Source organism: Shimia litoralis (assembly GCF_005518135.1).
GTDB lineage: Bacteria > Pseudomonadota > Alphaproteobacteria > Rhodobacterales > Rhodobacteraceae > Shimia_E > Shimia_E litoralis.
In genome coordinates, this window is record NZ_SULI01000051.1 from 1 (window position 1) to 2,494 (window position 2,494).

Annotated in this window: 2 protein-coding genes; both read right to left on the bottom strand. The window is 56.8% G+C overall.

The window, feature by feature from the left end; translation table 11 throughout:
• Nucleotides 1-73: 73 nt before the first annotated feature.
• On the bottom strand, nt 74-865 hold the full coding sequence (gene istB / locus FAP39_RS17230) for an IS21-like element helper ATPase IstB (RefSeq protein ID WP_138017607.1): 792 nt from the start codon (nt 863-865) through the stop codon (nt 74-76).
• Nucleotides 855-2,381 carry an IS21 family transposase gene (istA, locus tag FAP39_RS17235; protein WP_138017608.1) on the bottom strand — a complete coding sequence of 509 codons (1,527 nt, stop codon included), beginning with the start codon at nt 2,379-2,381 and terminating at the stop codon, nt 855-857. The genes istB and istA overlap by 11 nt, the downstream gene beginning before the upstream one ends.
• Nucleotides 2,382-2,494 lie beyond the last annotated feature (113 nt).

Consider the following 2,494-nt stretch of genomic DNA (forward strand, 5'->3'; position numbering starts at 1 on the left):
TGTTGAATGTCACTGAGAACTGACCCGGTATTGTCACCGAGATTTGACCCGCTCAGTCGTTATGCTTTGTTCGTCATGATGTGGTCAATGCTGGTGTTTCCTTCCGTTTCTGTTTCGCAATCTCGGAGCTGGCTTTGAAGCGATAGCTGTCATTGCCAGTCTCGAGAATGTGGCAGCGGTGGGTAAGCCTGTCGAGCAAAGCAGTCGTCATCTTGGCATCACCGAACACCGTTGCCCATTCGCTGAAGCTGAGGTTGGTGGTGATGACCACGCTGGTGCGCTCATAGAGTCTGCTGAGAAGGTGGAACAGCAACGCGCCGCCTGATGTGCTGAACGGCAGGTATCCAAGTTCATCAAGGATCACGAGGTCTGTCTTCACCAGTGCCTCAGCGATTTTTCCGGCCTTGCCGAGGGTCTTTTCCTGTTCCAACGCATTAACCAACTCGACTGTTGAGAAGAAGCGCACGCGTTTGCGGTGATGCTCGATGGCCTGAACGCCGAGGGCGGTCGCAACATGCGATTTCCCTGTGCCTGGCCCTCCGATCAGAACAACATTCTCAGCCCCTTCCATGAACTCACAGCGATGCAGTTGCTGGACCAGAGCTTCGTTGATCTCGCTGTCGGAGAAGCTGAAGCCGGACAGATCCTTGTAGGCCGGAAAGCGCGCTGCCTTCATGTGGTAGGCGATGGAGCGCACCTCTCGTTCGGCCATTTCCGCCTTGAGCAACTGCGAGAGTATGGGGACGGCTGCATCGAATGCAGGTGCCCCCTGTTCGATTAGATCGCCCACGGCCTGCGCCATGCCCGGCATCTTCAGGCTGCGCAGCATGATGATGATGGCGGCACCGGCAGGATCATGACGCATGACGCGTACCTCCTTGCCGCAGCCCGTCGTAGCGGCTGACATTGGCCTCAGGTTCCTTGTCCAGGGCCAGGGCTGAAGGTGGCGTTACATCGGGTTGGTCGGTCGGAGTGCCATCCACCAGCCTGTGAAGCAGGTTCAGCACATGAGTCTTGGTCGGCACGCCCGCTTCCAGCGCCATTTCTACAGCGCAGAGCACGGCCTGTTCATCATGGTGCAGAACCAACGACAGGATATCGACCATTTCTCGGTCACCGCCCGGCTTTCTCATCATAAGATCCTGCAATTGTCGGAAGGGATCGGGCATTTCCATGAACGGGGCACCGTTGCGCAGCGCGCCCGGCTTACGCTGGAGCACAGCCAAATAATGCCGCCAGTCATAGATGACGCGGCCAGGCTGACGGTGTGACCTCTCAATGATGCGTTCATGCCTGCAAATCACGGCCCCTTCGGCCACGACGACCAACTGCTCGGGGTAGATGTGCAAACTGACCGGACGGTTCGCGAAGCTCGCCGGAACGCTGTATCGGGTACGATCAAAGGTGATCAGGCAGGTTGGTGACACCCGCTTACTTTGCTCAACAAAGCCGTCAAAGGCCGTTGGCAATGGCATCAACGCAGGTTTCTCAGCCTCCCAGATGTCGGCAATACTACCGGGTAAGCTACCATGTGCCGTCTCTGCCCAAAGTACCTTACAGCGCTCTTCCAGCCAGTTGTTCAACGCTTCAAGATCAGAGAATTCTGGAGCGACCTGCCACAGACGATGGCGCGCATCGCGGACGTTCTTCTCAACCTGGCCTTTCTCCCAGCCCGCGGCCGGATTGCAAAACTCAGGCTCGTAGACGTAGTGGCTGGTCATGGCCAGAAAGCGCGCATTCACATCACGCTGCTTGCCACGACCAACCTTGTCCACTGCCGTCTTCATGTTGTCGTAGATGCCGCGGCTTGGGATTCCGCCAAAGACACGGAAAGCATGCCAATGGGCGTCAAACAGCATCTCGTGTGTCTGCAACAAATAGGCCCGCACCAGAAACGCCCGGCTATGTGACAGTTTGATATGGGCGACCTGAAGCTTGACCCGTTCACCGCCGATAATGGCCCAATCCTCGCTCCAATCGAACTGGAACGCCTCGCCAGGTTGAAACACCAGCGGCACGAATGTCCCCCGCCCAGTCGTTTGCTGCGCACGCTGCCGATCCACCTTCCACACCCGCACAAAGGCCGCGACCCTCTCATACGACCCATCAAAGCCAAGCTTCACCAGATCGGCATGCATCTGCTTGGCCGTGCGCCTGTCTTTGCGCGATTTGCGCTGCTCCGTCACCAGCCAGGTCGACAACTTGTCCACGTAAGGATCCAGCTTGGTTGGCCGCGAAGGTGTTCGAAACTGCGGCTCAACAATCCCCTCACGAAGGTATTTTCTGATGGTATTGCGAGACAGCCCAGTTCGCCGTGAAATTTCGCGAATGGGCATCTTGTCCCTCAGTGCCCACCGTCGAATAACGCTCAAAAATCCCATGTCTATCACTCCAATAACCCCCAACACATCCCGTCAGGAGCACGGTTACACATGGGTCATTTCTCAGTGACAATTCTGACCTCTACCGGGTCAGTTCTCAGTGACATTCAACA